Genomic DNA, 13,100 nt, shown 5'->3' with positions numbered 1-13,100 from the left:
ACGCCGTTGGTCAATCCCTTGGCGGTCACGATGATATCGGGCGTGATGCCGAAGTAATCCGCCGCAAAGGGCGTGCCCAGCCGTCCGAAGCCGGTGATGACCTCGTCGAAAATCAGCAGGATACCGTGCTTGTCGCAGATATCGCGCAGCTTCTGGAGATAGCCTTTGGGCGGCAGAAGCACCCCGGTCGAGCCGGCGACGGGCTCGACGATCACCGCCGCGATCGTTGACGGATCGTGCAGCGCAATGATGCGCTCCAATTCATCCGCCCGCTCTGCTCCGTGCTTGGGCTGAAGCCGGGTAAACGCGTTGCGCTCCAGGTCATGTGTGTGCGGCAGATGATCGACCCCTGTCAGGAGCGTGCCGAACATCTTCCGGTTGGCGACGATGCCACCGACGGAAATCCCGCCGAAATTGACGCCGTGATAGCCGCGCTCGCGGCCGATCAGACGGAAGCGCGAACCGTCGCCCTTGACCCGGTGATAGGCAATCGCCGTCTTCAGCGCGGTCTCGACCGATTCGGAACCTGAATTCGTGTACATGACATGGTCGATACCGGCGGGTGTGAGCTGCACCAGCTTGGATGCCAGTTCGAAGGCCTTGGGATGGCCCATCTGGAAGGCCGGCGCATAATCCAGTTCGCCGGCCTGCTGGCGGATCGCCTCGACAATCTTCGGGCGATTGTGGCCGGCGTTGACACACCACAGCCCGGCCGTCGCGTCGAGCACCTTGTTGCCCTCGGCGGTCGTATAATGCATGCGGTCCGCAGACACGAACATGCGCGGCGCCTTCTTGAACTGGCGGTTTGCGGTAAACGGCATCCAGAACGCGTCAAGATTGTTCGTTCCTACCGGCGCATTCATGACCACGACCTCCCAATTTGGCGAACACATAAGACGGGTTACGTCCAATGCCCTTAGACGGCAAGCTGAAAAAACTTGACTGAATGGTCAAAATGCAGGCTAAAAGAGCATCGGGAGGCGGTCAAGGGCTATTGTTGGCGGCACGGAATATTGCATAGAGACTTGCACATCGCTCAAAGCTGTTGCAAGCCTTAGAGCCCATAAATGAGGCAAGCTGCCTATTCGAAGAGCGAAATTCAGGGTTCATGGCAAGCTCCGGCAACAAACGGACACGCATTCAGGGTATCAATCGCGGCATCATTCTTGACGCAGCTCTCGAGGTCTTTTCCGCATACGGTTTCCGCGGCTCGACGATCGATCAGATCGCTGAAAAAGCCGGCATGTCCAAACCGAACCTGCTCTATTATTTTCCGCGCAAGGAAGACATTTACGTCACCGTTCTGGAGAACACGCTGGAGGACTGGCTCGCCCCGTTCCGCAATATCGATCCCGACGGCGACCCGGTCGAGGAACTGCGCAAATACATCACGCTGAAGATGGAACTGTCCGCCCTGAAGCCGGAGAGCTCGCGGCTGTTCGCCAATGAAATCCTGCACGGTGCGCCGGCGATCCAGGATTTCCTGAAAACCAATCTGAAGCGGCTGGTGGATGAAAAGGCGACCGTGATTCGCCATTGGATCGAACAGGGAAAGCTCGCGCCGGTCGATCCTCACCATCTCATCTTCATGATCTGGGCAACGACGCAGCATTATGCCGATTTCGACGTTCAGGTCCGGGCCATACTGCCCGACAAAACCGGAAACGGCAGCTTCTTCAACGATGCCAGCCAGTCGATCCTGACCATATTGCTGGACGGGATCCGCCCGCGTCAGGTCTGACGTTCGTTCCGCCTGGTCAACGACCGGCGGGGGCCGCACTCACAGATCCGGTCCGAACGCGACGACGACAAGGCCGAGCACCGTGACGACGGCGCCGGCCAGAACCGCCATATTCGCCCATCCGTGGCCGAGCATTCCCTCATAGACAATGATGAAGACGGGTATCAGATAGCCGTAGGAAAGCACCTTGGATGCGGGCAGCCGCATTGACGCGTACTGCACCATGAAAAACGTGCCGGCTGACGTGAACACCGCCAGATAGAGGATCGCGATCCACACGACGGACGGAAGGTTCATCCAGTCGGTGGAAACAATCTCCCCTGCCCCGAAAATCGCGACCGCCAGGAAGGTCGCGACCGTGGTCCAGTATGTGGTCAGCACCACGGGCTCGCGGCGGTTGAACTTCTTGACCAGCGGCGCATAGGCCGCATGGCAGATACAGCCGAAGAAGAAGATCGTCTCGCCGGGACCGACATCGAAGGACAGGATTGCATCAAGGTCGGCGCGGAATATGACCCAGATTGACCCGCAACCGGCGATCAGCAGGCTGAGAAGCACGATCGGCCGAACCGTCTGGCGCAGGAAGAGGAAGCCGAACGCGGCGCTCATGATCGGGATCAGCGTGAAGACGGCGCCGGTCGACACCGGGTCGGTGATCTTCAGCGCCGTGAACATGGAAACAAAATAGATCGCCATGAGCAGGCCGAGGATGCCGAACCGCCACGGCGCGGCCTCCGGAACCGGCAGGCGGCGGTAAAGCGCAAAGGCGATGGCGCCCATGACGAGCGAGGCAAGCAGGAACCGCATCGCGTTGAGCGCCGCCGGCTGCATATGCGGCATCGCCATCGATCCGAGCGAAAACGAACCGGATATGAGGGCGGCGAAAAAGAGCATGGCCAGATGGCCACGCAGCTTCTCGCGCCCGCTGGCAAGTTCCGCGGCCCCCATGAAGGCCGCTTCGGTTCGCTCGCTCATCCGCTGTCCATTTCCGGCATTTCAGGCGGCGACAGGCTCCTGTCGTCGAAGCGGCACGTCTACACGGTTCTCGTCCCGCTGGCCAGCCGGCGCGCTTCTCACATCCGCCACCGTCAGGTCCGGGCGCAACCGCCCGATGGAATGAGCCCTGACAGGCTGTGTGTCATTCGAACACGATGCGCGGCGGGGCCGTGTCCTCGCCGTCTCGAGCCGCCGCCAGCGCGTCGCGGATTTTGCCGGCAATCCCGATATAGATCTTCGCGTGCGGACCGTCGGGCTCCGATACGACCACCGGCATTCCCGCATCGGACTGTTCGCGGATATCCATGTGCAACGGCACTTCACCGAGGAACGGCACGCCGATCCTCGCCGCTTCCTCGCGCGCGCCGCCATGGCCGAATATTTCGGACCGCTCGCCGCAGGACGGGCATTGGAAGTAGCTCATATTCTCAATGAGACCGAGAAGCGGCACATCGACCTTCCTGAACATGTTCAGCCCCTTGCGGGCATCGATCAGCGCCAGGTCCTGCGGCGTCGAAACGATGACCGCACCGGCGAGCGGCACCTTCTGCGCCATCGTCAACTGCGCATCGCCCGTGCCGGGCGGCATGTCGACGACGATGACGTCAAGCGTGCCCCAGGCCACCTCGCGCAGCATTTGCGTCAGCGCCGACACAACCATGGGACCACGCCAGATCATCGGCGTTTCTTCCGCCACCAGGAAACCCATGGACATGACCTTCAGTCCGAAGGCCTCCTTGGGTTTTAAAACTCTCTCGCCGCTTTGCTCCGGCTGACCGTGCACATTCAGGAGACGCGGGATCGATGGGCCGTATATATCGGCATCCAGCAGCCCGACCTTCAGGCCGGTTGCCTGCAGGCCGAGCGCAAGGTTGACGGATGTCGTTGACTTGCCGACACCACCCTTTCCTGACGCAACGGCAAGGATCGCCGACACGCCCGGAACGCCCGCCTTCTGCGGCTGCCGGCTCTGCCCCGCAGGCGGTGCGGATTTTGGGGGCTCTTGCCCGGAACCGGGTTTCTTTTCCGCCGTCAGCGCCACCATGGCGCCCCTGACGCCGTCCATCGACTTGACGGACTGCTCCGCCGCCTGACGCAACGGCTCCAGCTTTTGCGCCAATTGCGCCGGAACGGTGATCGAAAAATAGACCTTGCCGTCGGCCACAAAGACATCGGAAACAAGACCCTTTTCAACGATATTGCCGCCAATGGCGGGATGGGTCACAGCCTCAAGCCGCTTCAGGACCTGATCTTTGCTGACATTCGGCATTTTCGGTGTATTCCCCGGCGAAATCTGTTTGGCAGATAGGGCACAGACGGTCCCCTTACAATGGACGACATGTCACACTATCCAGCATTCCTTCCGGACCGTTGCCGGTCCGTCATGGCAATCGATCGGGAAACAGTGTAGACACCATTGGCTTTTGCAATGGATTTTTCTATAGCTCACCGCGAAACAGACAAAGCACAAGGATAAGAGCGTGTCAGCCACATTCGACAAAGTTGCCGACATCATCGCCGAAACAAGCGAAATCGATCGGGATACCATCACGCCCGACAGCCACACCATCGATGATCTGGGAATCGACAGCCTCGATTTCCTCGACATCGTGTTCGCCATCGACAAGGAATTCGGCATCAAGATTCCGCTTGAGCAGTGGACCCAGGAGGTCAATGACGGCAAGGTCGCAACCGAAGAGTACTTTGTGCTTAAGAACCTCTGCCTGAAGATTGACGAATTGAGAGCCGCAAAAACCTGATCGGGAAACGGACAGCCCAAACCGCTGTAGTAAGGGTGGCAGATGCTCCTTGAATACTTCCAGATGATCGATCGCATCGACAGCATCGAACTGGAGACCGGACATCTTGTTGCCATCTCCACGGTACCGGACGCGAGCCCTGTTTTCGAGGGGCACTTTCCGGGTCTTCCGCTGGTCCCGGGCGTGCTTCTCATAGAAACCATGGCGCAGGCCAGCGGCTTCCTGCTCCTTGCCGGCAACGGTTTTGCGGCCATGCCTTTTTTAATGTCCGTGGACAGCGCCAAACTGCGGACGTTCGTGGAGCCGGGCGCCGAGCTCGAAACAAATGTTGCGCTCGAACACGAAGGATCGGGATTTGCCGTGACCAGGGCCCGCATCGAAATCGGCGGAAAGAAGATCTGCGATGCACAGCTTAAATTCCGTACCGTTGCCTTCGACGCGCAGACGGAACCGGATGCACGCGGGCTTGCGGACCTTGTAAAACAGAGAGCGCGGGATGTCGGCCTGTTTGCGGCCCTGCCGGAAGATGCCGACGCTTAAGGACTGATGATGATGGGTAAGTCACCGAATGACGTGGTGATCACGGGTATTGGCATCGTCAGTTGCCATGGTGTCGGACGCAAGGCCCATGAAGAGCTTCTGACCGCCGGGCACAGCCCGGAACCGGTTGTGGATCTCGAGCGCTTTGCCCCCTACCCGGTCCATCCGATGCCGGACATCGACTGGTCGGAGCAGATTCCGCGCCGCGGCGACCAGCGCCAGATGGAGAACTGGCAGCGCCTCGGGGTCTTCACGGCCGGTCTCGCACTTGACGATGCGGGCCTGAAAGACGATGAGGAAGCCTGTTCGACCATGGACATGATCGTCGCCGCCGGCGGCGGCGAGCGGGATCCGGCCGTCGACACGCTGATCGTCAACGAAGCGGCCAGGCGCAACGACCGCGACATCGTGCTGAACGAGAAACTGACGACGGAATTGCGCCCCACGCTGTTCCTGGCGCAGCTCTCCAACCTTTTGGCCGGCAACATTTCCATCGTTCACAAGGTGACCGGCTCGTCGAAGACCTTCATGGGCGAAGAAACCGCCGGCATATCGGCCCTTGCGACGGCCTTTGAACGCATCCGGGCCGGTCAGTCGACGCATGTGCTGGTCGGCGGCGCCTACAATGCCGAACGACAGGATATGCAGACGCTCTATGAAGGCGTGCAATCGCTGGCGCAGGGTGCGTGGCAACCGGTCTGGGCGCGCGAAGGCCCAGGCGGCGGGATTGTCACCGGATCGGCGGCGGCCTTTCTGGTTCTGGAATCGCGCGCCCGCGCCGAGGCGCGCAACGCCGACGTCTACGCGACGCTCAGCGCCGTTGAAGGCGACCGCGGCGGCCGCGAGGGCGACGCCATGACCGCCCGGTTGCGGACAATGGCCGGCCGGTGCGATATCGCCGACAGCGCCGATGCACTGATCCTTTCCGGCACATCGGGGCGCTATGAATTGCGCGATGCCGAGCGCGGTTTCATCGACGCGACATGGCCGCACGCCGGCCTGCGCGGCTATTGCAGCCTGACCGGACACACGATGGAGGCCCAGTTCCCCATCGGCGTGGCGCTGGCCGCCCTGGCCCTGAAGTCCGGCGCTTCACCCGCGCCGTTTGAGCCCGCCCGCGAAAGCGCGATGAGCAATCCCGCCCGCACGGCGCTCGTCACCACGATCGGCTTCATCTACGGCGAGGGCATGGCCGCGCTGCGAAGCGAACAAGCGGACGACTGATATGACCGACAGTGCTTACAAGGACCATCTCGGACGCCCGCTGATCGCGGTGACGGGCATGGGTATCGTCACATCGCTTGGCCGCGGTAAAAAGGACAACTGGCGGGCGCTGACGAGCGGCACATCCGGAATACATGATATCACCCGCTTCCCGACGGACGGACTGTCGACCCGTATCTGCGGAACGGTCGATTTCATGGACGTGCCCAACGTTGCCAGCGAATTGTCGTTTTCCCTTGCGGATGCGGCGACGCGCGAAGCCGTTACCCAGGCCGGCATCGACGGTGATTTCGGCGGGCCGCTCTTCGTCGCCGCACCGCCCGTCGAATACGAATGGGCCAATCGCTTTGCGCTCGCGGACGAGGCCGGTACCGCCGGCGAGTGGGAAAACACCTATGACGGGTTTCTCGAGGTTCTGCGCAGGACCCCGCATCCCGCCTTCACCGATATGGCGCTGTTTGGCGGCGTCGCCGAACGGCTCGCCGACGGGTACGGAACAAGGGGCCTTCCGATCACCCTGTCGACGGCCTGCGCCTCCGGCGCAACCGCGATCCAGCTCGGCGTCGACGCCATCCGCCAGGGGCGGACGGATCGCGCGCTGACCGTGGCGACCGACGGGTCCGTGAACGCCGAAGCGCTGATCCGGTTTTCGCTTCTTTCCGCGCTTTCCACCCAGAACGACCCGCCCGAAAAAGCCTCCAAGCCCTTCAACAAGGACCGCGACGGCTTCGTCATCGCCGAAGGCGGCGCGGCGCTGGTGCTGGAATCGCTTGAGGCGGCCATCGCACGCGGCGCGCGGGTGCTCGGCATATTGAAGGGCTATGGCGAGAAGGCCGACCATTTTCACCGAACCCGCTCGTCTCCGGATGGCGGCCCGGCGATCGCCACGATCCAGGCCGCGCTGGAAGATGCCGGGCTGGACGAGACCGGCATCGGCTACATCAACGCCCACGGCACGTCGACACCCGAGAACGACAAGATGGAATATCTGTCGCTATCGACCGTTTTTGGCGAAAGGCTGCCGCAGATCCCGGTCTCCTCGAACAAATCGATGATCGGACACACATTGACGGCGGCGGGCGCGGTCGAGGCGATCTTCTCGCTCATGACCATTGAAACCGGCACGCTGCCGCCGACGATAAACTACGAAAATCCCGATCCTGCCATCGAGCTCGACGTCGTGCCGAACGTCAAACGCGATCATGGCGTCACATCGGTGCTTTCAAACTCCTTCGGCTTCGGTGGACAGAACGCCTGTCTTGTCATGACGGCTGAACCGGCCTAAACGGCTGTGAACCGAGTTTAAGCAGGACAACAGCACCATCATGCGCGCATTGCAGCTGATTGAGGACCGCAAGCTTGAGCTGGCGGATATCGAACCGCCCGCGCCCCCGTCCGCGGGCGAGGTCACGTTGCGTATCAATGCGGTGGCGCTCAACCACATCGATGTCTGGGGATGGCGGGGCATGGCCTTCGCCAAGCGCAAGCTGCCCCTTGTCATCGGGGCGGAGGCGTCGGGAACCGTCGAAGAGATCGGCCCCGGAGTTTCCAATGTCCTGCCCGGACAGTTGGTGTCGATCTACGGCGCACGGACCTGCGGCCTGTGCCGCGCTTGCCGCGAAGGCCGCGACAATCTTTGCGAAAACGTCTCAGGCGTGCACGGTTTTCATCTCGACGGCTTCGCGCAGGAAAAGGTCAATATGCCCGCCCGGCTGCTTGTTCCCGCGCCTCCCGGCGTCGATGCCGTGGCCGCGGCCCTTGCTCCGGTGACCTTCGGCACGGTCGAGCACATGCTCTTCGACAATGCGCGGCTGGAGCCGGGCGAGACGATCCTCATCCAGGCCGGCGGCTCGGGCATAGGAACGGCCGCGATCCAGCTGGCGAAGAAACACGGCTGCACGGTGATCACCACGGTCGGGTCCGACGAGAAGATTGAAAAGGCGGCGGCCCTCGGCGCCGATCACGTGATCAATTACCGCGAGGACCGCTTCGAGGGCGTTGTCCGCAAACTGACGAAGAAAAAGGGCGTCGACGTTGTGTTCGAGCATGTGGGCGCGGACACATGGGCAGGATCCATGCTGTGCATGAAACGCGGCGGCCGGCTGGTGACCTGCGGCTCGACGTCCGGCGTCTCCACCCAGATGAATCTCATGCAGCTCTTCCAGCAGCAACTGCGCCTCATCGGCTCCTTTGGCTGCCGCATGGAAAACATGGCCGATGCCATGCAGAAGATGGCGCGCGGGCTGGTTCATCCCGTCATCGATACGCAAGTCGGACTTGACGACATCGACACGGCGCTCGCGCGCATGGAAGGCCGTCAGGTTTTCGGAAAGATCATTCTCAGGATGGACTGACCGACGTGAGTCCGTTCGCATACCGTTTCTTCTTTCGCATCTATAAGGCCAAGAACTGGCTTGTCGCTCAGATTGTCTTCACCATTTTGAGGCTGCTTCGGCGTATTCCCGTTCAGACGGCCATTCGCTTCACCGAGAAAGCGGCGGCGTTCATCGGGCCGAAGACCAGCCGCCACCGGCTCGCCCTTTACAATCTGGAAAGGGCGTTTCCGGAAAAATCAGCGGAAGAGCGGGAAAAAATCGCCGTTGAGATGTGGAGCAACATGGCCCGCCTGATGGTGGAATATGTGTTCGTCGAGGAGTTGATCGATCACGACCTGCGCGAGGGCGAAGGCGGTCTGATCGAGGTCGACGGGATCGAGCGCTTCATCGATCTGCGCGAAAACCCGCGCCCTTTTATCGTTTTCACGGCCCACACCGGTAATTTCGAACTGTTGCCGATCATCGGGGCGAAATACGGCCTGGATGTCACCGCTCTCTTCCGCCCTCCGAACAACCCTTATATCGCCAAACAGCTCATGTCCGCCCGGCGCACCCATATGGGCCATCTGATCCCGTCGCGGGTCGGCGCGTCCTGGAACCTTGCCAGCGTTCTGGAAAAGGGACAGGGCGTCGGCCTGCTGGTGGACCAGAAATTCCACAAGGGCGCCAAGACCCAATTCTTCGGCCTTGATGTGCAGACCAATCCGCTGCTGGTCAAACTGGCCCGCAACTATGACTGCGAGGTCTATCCGGCCCGGTCAATCCGCCTGCCGAACGGCAAGTTCCGGCTCGAGATGGAACCGGCGATCGAATTGCCGCGCAACAAAAACGGGCTGATAGACACCAACGGGACCGCCCAGCTTCTCAACGACAAGGTCGAGAGCTGGGTGCGGGAATATCCGGGTCAGTGGCAATGGTTCCACGACCGCTGGAACGTCAAGCACAAGGTGCTGAAGTAATCACTGACGGATGATGATCCGGGTGTTCTTGAAGCCCTCGCGCTGCACCAGCGAAAAGAGCGTCGCGGCATTGCGCGGGTCCAGCCGCACGCAGCCATGCGACGCCGGACGTCCGAGCCTGCTGATCTCGTTGGTTCCGTGGACGGCGTAACCGCCGCGGAAGAAGATGGCGAACGGCATCGGCGCATTGTTGTATTTGCGCGATCGGTGATGCTTCGACAGCCATTTCGGACTGTAGGAACCGGTGGGCGTGTAATAACCGCGCCGGCCGGTTGACACTTTCCAGTGATATTTGACCTTGCCGCGATGGGTGACGACCATCGTCTGGCTGGACAGGTCGATCCTGGCCGTCAAAGTCACGGCCTCCGCCGCGACCGGCAGCAGCGCCAGCATCACCAGACTCAGAACAAAGACTGAAAGCACACGTTTCATTTCTACCCCCTGAAGCGCGACCGCAGGTTGGCGCGTCGCGTTCCTCCCCATTCAGGAAATAATACCGGTCGCAACCGGCCTTACTTCCGAAAAGACAAGTATAAACACAATCGACTGAATGAAAAGCCGGGCAAAACAGAGTCGATACAGTCAATTTCTGAATTCAGGGCAGTTTTGAGTGTAAGAAAAATCACAATAGCAGGAACAAAACTGCCGCCATTGCCGCAAGGATGCTGCAACTTGTGTGAAAAAGGCTGACGGCTGCGGAGATGTCGCGCGGCGCGGCACATGGATCGCCGACACCGTTGAGCACCGGCTCGCGCACGACGACGCCGTCATAAATGCGATTGCCGGCGAGCGCCAGACCAAGCGCGCCGGCCATGGCACATTCCGGCCACCCGGCATTGGGCGAACGATGCAGTCCCGCATCTCGCAATGCGGTCGTCAGAGCGCGCCTTGCCGTGCGCCCTCCCCGACGAAAAAGCGCCGCTGCGGCAATCACCAAGGCCGACAAACGCGCCGGCGCCCAATTGGCCAGATCGTCCGCCTTTGCCGCGGCCCGACCAAAATGGAAATATCGCTCGTTCCTGTGTCCGATCATGGAATCGGCAGTGTTCAGCATTTTGTAGGCCAAAAGGCCCGGCAGGCCGAACACGGCATACCAGAAGGCCGGTGCGACCACCCCGTCGGAGAAATTCTCCGCAAGGCTCTCAATCGCGGCGCGGCAAATCCCCGGCTCGTCAAGGCTCTTCGGATCGCGTCCGACGATATGAGAAACCACCTCCCGGCCGCCGTCAAGACCGCCCTTGCGCATGGCTGCAGCGACACGTTCAACGTGATCGGAAAGGCTCTTTTGTGCAACAAACACCGCAACCAGACCAGCTTCAATCAGGAACCCCAGGACTCCGAACGAGCGCAGCAGAAACATCAGCAGGACACCAATAATGGCTGATGCAAGCAGGAGAAAACAGAGGGCGGCCAGGCCGTTGCGGAAACGTATCGGATCGGGCAGCGACGCCCGGTTTCCGAAGCGCTCCGCAAGATCGATCGCCCACCCAAAGACCACCACCGGATGGGGAATGCGCCGCCAGAGCCAATCCGGATCTCCGATCAGCCGATCCGCCAGAAGCGCCAGCACCAGTATCGCGAGATTGAGTTCCACTCCAGCCCCCGGGCCCCGTTAGTTCTCGACAAAGGCGCACAGCGCGGCGCTCAGGCGTTCGTCATCCCGGCCGTCGCGACACAGGCCGAAACGCAGCCAATGCGGCGCATAGCTGAATTTGCGCGTCAGGATCCGGTGCCGGCAAAGATGATCGTGCAGTTGCGCCGCACGCGGATCGTCAACCAGCAAAAAGAGGTCCGTGCCGCCCGCAATCGTCAGGCCCGCCTCGCCGAGGACGTCGCCAACGCTCGCGTGCCGCTCGCGAATACGTGCCGACGTCCGCCGCTGCAGTTCCTCATCCGCCAGCACATGGCAGGCGATTTCCAGAGCCGGTCCGGACACCGGCCAACTTCCCTGTGCATCCGCTATCGCGTCGCGAATGGGCGCCGGCGCAAGCACGAAGCCGAGTCTGAGACCGGCAAGACCGTAGAACTTTCCGAAGGACCGCAGCACAAGGAGATTGTCCTGCAAGCCGGCCCGGGAGGCGACGCTGCTTTCAGGTCGAAGGTCGCCGAATGCCTCGTCGACAAGAAGAAAGCAGCCATCGGCGGAAAGGTCACGGGCCAGCGCCAGTATCTCCTGCGGGGAGTAAAGCCTGCCATCGGGATTGTTCGGATTAACGAGCACAACAAGCCCATGGCCGTTATCGATCGCTTCAATGCCCGGCACGACATCGACCGAGCGGCCCGCCCTTTCAAAAAGCACCCGGTATTCCTCATAGGTCGGGCCGATCACCGCAACGCTCCCCTTGAAGATGTCCGGCAGGCGCTGAATGACGCTCTGGCTGCCGGCAACGGGCAAGGGGCTGATACCGTCCGCCGCGCCATAGCGCAGCGCCGCCATGTCCGCGGCCCTGCGGAACAGATCCTCATCCGGCAGGCGGGACCATGCCCTGTCACTGATCGGGGGAAGCGGAACGGGATTCGGATTGATCCCGGTCGAAAGATCGAGCCAGTCGCCCGGAGCACCGCCATAGTGTGCGCATGCCTTCGACAGCGCCCCACCGTGTTCGACAATCTCGCCCCGGCCCCGCTCCATCATGCCGTCTCCGCAAGGTCGATCAGGTGCATGAAGGATCCGCACACGCTGCCGCGCCGCAGGCCCACCGAACCAAGGGCCGCGCCCCGCGCATCCTCGACATCAAACAGCCGCTCGGCGTCTCCCTCCGCCTTTACGGTCGCATAGTGAAACTCGTGCGCGGTCATTGGCTGGCCGCAGAAGAACTCGCCGCGCGGCACAACCCGCCTGTAGCCCAGATGCAGCTTTCGTTTCGCGAAACTGGTCGTCAGCGGCAGCAACCCAAGCATCGCATGGCTGTCGCCCTCACCGTCGATCAGGACATCGCCGAGCACCATATAGCCGCCGCACTCGCCGTAAACCGGCACATTGCGGGCAACAGCAGCTTTCATGCTCCTGCCGAAACCGCCGGCGGCCGAGAGCCGCCCGGCATGAAGCTCCGGATACCCGCCGGGCAGGTAGATCGCGTCACAATCGCCGGCGGGCGCCTCATCGGCCAAAGGCGAAAAAAATGACACCTCGGCACCGCGCCGCCGCCAACCGAGCAGCATATGCTCGTAGCTGAACGCAAATGCATCATCACGCGCGACGGCCACCCGTTGCCCAGGTGGCGGCAGCCGGTCGACATTCGACATGGTTTCGACGGCACCGAACGTGTTGGCTGCGGACACGACCGCCTCCAGGTCACATCCGGCTTCCACCATATCGGCGGCCGCCTCGATAAATGCTTCAAGCGTCGCGTGCTCACCGGCCTGTACAAGACCCAGGTGCCGTTCCGGAAGCGTCAGCGCCTCATTGCGGCGCACCACGCCGAACACGTCCATTCCGATCCGGTCGAGGGCGCCACGCAACATGGCTTCGTGCCGCGCGCTCGCAACATTGTTCAAAACGACCCCGGCCACCATGACGTTCGGATCGAATTGCGCAAATCCC

At 61.6% G+C, this 13,100-nt stretch carries 14 protein-coding genes; 7 read left to right on the top strand and 7 right to left on the bottom strand.

What is annotated here, in order from left to right:
• On the bottom strand, positions 1-863 hold an 863-nt coding region (gene aptA / locus AC5E6N_RS19150; RefSeq protein WP_491749317.1), incomplete at its 3' end, for an omega-aminotransferase AptA.
• Between the two features lie 245 nt (positions 864-1,108).
• Here aptA and rutR point away from each other — a divergent pair.
• Entirely contained in the window at positions 1,109-1,741 is a 633-nt protein-coding gene (gene rutR, locus AC5E6N_RS19145; protein ID WP_491749316.1) for an HTH-type transcriptional regulator RutR, read from the top strand.
• A gap of 39 nt (positions 1,742-1,780) precedes the next feature.
• Here rutR and AC5E6N_RS19140 read toward each other — a convergent pair whose 3' ends face one another.
• Both AC5E6N_RS19140 and AC5E6N_RS19135 read right to left on the bottom strand, forming a co-directional pair.
• Positions 1,781-2,716: a DMT family transporter gene (locus AC5E6N_RS19140; RefSeq protein ID WP_491749315.1), complete on the bottom strand. Its 936-nt coding sequence runs from the start codon at positions 2,714-2,716 to the stop codon at positions 1,781-1,783.
• 163 nt (positions 2,717-2,879) lie between these two features.
• A complete protein-coding gene (locus AC5E6N_RS19135; RefSeq protein WP_491749314.1) occupies positions 2,880-4,007 on the bottom strand; it encodes an Mrp/NBP35 family ATP-binding protein in 1,128 nt (375 codons plus the stop codon).
• A gap of 211 nt (positions 4,008-4,218) precedes the next feature.
• On the opposite strand from AC5E6N_RS19135, the gene AC5E6N_RS19130 reads away from it, so the two are divergent.
• From AC5E6N_RS19130 to AC5E6N_RS19105, 6 genes are read left to right on the top strand one after another with little or no spacing between them, the layout of a single operon-like run.
• Positions 4,219-4,497 (top strand): acyl carrier protein, encoded by a 279-nt coding sequence (locus AC5E6N_RS19130; protein WP_491687543.1) that lies wholly within the window; start codon positions 4,219-4,221, stop codon positions 4,495-4,497.
• 42 nt (positions 4,498-4,539) lie between these two features.
• Positions 4,540-5,037 carry a 3-hydroxyacyl-ACP dehydratase FabZ family protein gene (locus AC5E6N_RS19125; protein WP_491749313.1) on the top strand — a complete coding sequence of 166 codons (498 nt, stop codon included), beginning with the start codon at positions 4,540-4,542 and terminating at the stop codon, positions 5,035-5,037.
• Between the two features lie 12 nt (positions 5,038-5,049).
• On the top strand, positions 5,050-6,261 hold the full coding sequence (locus AC5E6N_RS19120) for a beta-ketoacyl-ACP synthase (protein ID WP_491749312.1): 1,212 nt from the start codon (positions 5,050-5,052) through the stop codon (positions 6,259-6,261).
• Position 6,262: 1 nt separating this feature from the next.
• Positions 6,263-7,546: a beta-ketoacyl-ACP synthase gene (locus AC5E6N_RS19115; RefSeq protein ID WP_491749311.1), complete on the top strand. Its 1,284-nt coding sequence runs from the start codon at positions 6,263-6,265 to the stop codon at positions 7,544-7,546.
• A 40-nt stretch (positions 7,547-7,586) separates the two neighbouring features.
• Entirely contained in the window at positions 7,587-8,615 is a 1,029-nt protein-coding gene (locus tag AC5E6N_RS19110; RefSeq protein ID WP_491749310.1) for a zinc-binding dehydrogenase, read from the top strand.
• Between the two features lie 5 nt (positions 8,616-8,620).
• Entirely contained in the window at positions 8,621-9,556 is a 936-nt protein-coding gene (locus AC5E6N_RS19105; protein ID WP_491749309.1) for a lipid A biosynthesis lauroyl acyltransferase, read from the top strand.
• On the opposite strand, the gene AC5E6N_RS19100 is transcribed toward AC5E6N_RS19105, so the two are convergent.
• From AC5E6N_RS19100 to AC5E6N_RS19085, 4 genes are all read right to left on the bottom strand, one after another.
• The gene (locus AC5E6N_RS19100) at positions 9,557-9,988 is read right to left on the bottom strand and encodes a L,D-transpeptidase (protein WP_491749308.1); all 432 of its coding nucleotides are present in this window, start codon (positions 9,986-9,988) and stop codon (positions 9,557-9,559) included. It lies immediately after the preceding gene.
• A gap of 190 nt (positions 9,989-10,178) precedes the next feature.
• Positions 10,179-11,150 (bottom strand): adenosylcobinamide-phosphate synthase CbiB, encoded by a 972-nt coding sequence (gene cbiB, locus AC5E6N_RS19095; RefSeq protein ID WP_491749307.1) that lies wholly within the window; start codon positions 11,148-11,150, stop codon positions 10,179-10,181.
• Between the two features lie 18 nt (positions 11,151-11,168).
• Positions 11,169-12,191, bottom strand: a complete 1,023-nt coding sequence (cobD, locus tag AC5E6N_RS19090) for a threonine-phosphate decarboxylase CobD (RefSeq protein WP_491749306.1) — start codon at positions 12,189-12,191, stop codon at positions 11,169-11,171.
• On the bottom strand, positions 12,188-13,100 hold a 913-nt coding region (locus AC5E6N_RS19085; protein ID WP_491749305.1), incomplete at its 5' end, for a cobyrinic acid a,c-diamide synthase CobB. The genes cobD and AC5E6N_RS19085, both read right to left, overlap by 4 nt.

Source organism: Hoeflea sp. (assembly GCF_984452065.1).
The sequence above is the reverse complement of the archived record's forward strand: the minus strand, read 5'-3'. Positions and strand labels throughout refer to the sequence as shown.